At 77.0% G+C, this 2,136-nt stretch carries 1 protein-coding gene; it reads right to left on the reverse strand.

Annotated elements, in window-relative coordinates; genetic code table 11:
* Positions 1–52: 52 nt before the first annotated feature.
* Positions 53–2,136 (reverse strand): hypothetical protein (locus ACFRFC_RS26240; protein ID WP_383112657.1); only part of this gene is annotated, 2,084 nt, incomplete at its 5' end.

The following is a 2,136-nucleotide window of genomic DNA, read 5'->3' on the forward strand; positions in this document are numbered from 1 at the left end:
GCCGGCGGCGGCCCCCGGTTGGGGGGGGCCGCCGCCTTCTCCGTACGCCCGGCTACCCGGGCAGCCGCGCCCCCGGCTTCTCCAGCGCTACGGCCGCGCCGTCGGAGCCGACCACCTTCCGGTCGCCGAGCGGCTCGTCGAGCAGCACGGTCTGGTGCTTGATCTCGGCGATCAGAATGCAGGTCTTGTCCGGCCAGGGCGTCTCGGTCACCGTCACCCGCACCTCACCCCCGCTCTCCTGCGCCGCCACCGAGTAGTCCGCGCACACCCCTCCGGTGAACCGCACGGTCAGCTCCTGGCCCTCGGCGGTATACCCCTCCACCTGGACATCCCGCGTCTCCACGGTCCCACCGGGCGGCGGCGAGGCGGACTCGGTGGCCGCGGGCGGCGCGGTGGGCGACGGCGCCGCCAGATAAGCAGGGTCGACCGCCGGATGCGTCACCGTGAAACTCTCCACCGCCCCCGCCCCCCGCACCTCGAACAGCCAGGACGGCACCAGCGCGGGCCGCCCCCCGACGGTGTGCGAGGCCAGCCCGAACTCCGCGCCCTCGACGGACATGCTCTCCTGCGCCCCCGTCTCCGGCAGCGTGGTGGAGGGCTCGCACGGCGACACCGTCCGCCCCTCCAGCGGTACGGGATCGGCGCACCCGCCGATGCCCACCCGGCCGTCCCCCGAGGTCGCGTTCAGCAGCCCCAGCGTCTCCTCCGCACCCAGCACGGGGTACGTCGCTGCCTCGACCGGCGGGCTCAATTGGCCGCTCCCGCCGAGCAGTTCGCCCTGGGTGCCGATCGTGAGCTGGGTGGGCCGGCCGTGGGTGGGCAGCCCGTCGACCTGGGGCTCGGCGTTCACCATCCGCTGCGCGCCCATCACCTGGCTCGCGTCCACCTCGGCGTCGTCCTGCCCGAGGGCCCTGAGCACGGGCGCGGCGAGCGCACGGGCCTCGGCCTCGCCGACCGGATCGCCGGTCCCGTCCACCGCACCGGCCGGTCCGTCCGGCGGCTCGGCGCAGGTGGTGGCGCTCTGGCAGCCGTCGGGGCCGGGGACGTACTGGTGGAAGGTCCAGGTGCCGGGCCCCTGCCGGCTCACCGAGAGACTCGGGCCCTGTCCGTCCTGCCCGCCGATCCGCCAGGACGGCCCCTCGGCGACGGGCGTGCCCGCGATGCCGAGCGCGTCGGCGAGCCGGGTCACGTCGTCCGCGCCGATGTCGCCGTGCACGGTGTACACGGGGGCGTCGGCCGGCCCCTGCGGCAGTTCCCCGACGGCCCGGTACAGCCCGCCCCCGGGATCGGGCTCGCCGGGCGCGATCCCACTGTCCCCGGCGTACCCGTCGAGGGCGAGCGGCGGGGGAGTACCGCCCCCGCTCACGCCCCCGGCAGGCACCTCCGCATCCCGCGCGCTCCGCGCGCCCTTATCGGCGGACGTGGCCAGGTAGGCCCCCCCACCCCCGACCAACAGCACAGCGGCAACGACGGAGGCGACGAGCAGGGGGGAGCGGCGGCGGGTGGGGCGGGGAGGGGGGTTGCTGTGGGGGTGATCGGGGGCCGGGTGGGGGGCGGCTTGGGGGTGGCTGGGGGCGGGGGTGTGCCCGGGGGTGGTGGCTGGGTGGTCGGAGTGGGGGGCGGGGCCCTCGGGGATGGCAGCGGGCTGGCCGGTGTGGGCGGCGACGCCCCCGGGGGTGGTGGCCGGCTGACGGGCGGTGGGCCTGCGGTCGGCGTCGGGGCCGACGTCGGGGCCGGTGGTCGGCTGGCCGGCGTCTGGAGCGGCGTCCCCGGAGCCGGCGGCCGGATGATCGGTTGCTCGGGGACGGTCGGCGTCGGGGGTGGCGTCCGCGAGGGCGGCGACCGGGGTGCCTCCGGATTCGGAGGCGGCATCCGCGTCGGCATCCCCCGGTCCGGCATCCGCGTCGGCATCCCCCGGTCCGGCATCTGCGTCGGCATCCTCCGGTCCGGTACCCGCGTCGGCACTCTCCAGTCCGGCGGTCCCGGTGGTCCGGGCGGCATCGGCTTCGCCCTGCGGGATCGGCTCGTCTTGCTCGACCGGGTCGGCTTCCCTGCGCACCTCGGCCCGCTTGCTCGAATCGGCCCGCTGGACCGGCTCGCCCTGCCCGATCGGCTCGGCCGTACTGTCCCTCTCGG

Origin of the sequence: Streptomyces sp. NPDC056734 (genome assembly GCF_042790455.1) — a bacterium.
Classification (GTDB): domain Bacteria; phylum Actinomycetota; class Actinomycetes; order Streptomycetales; family Streptomycetaceae; genus Streptomyces.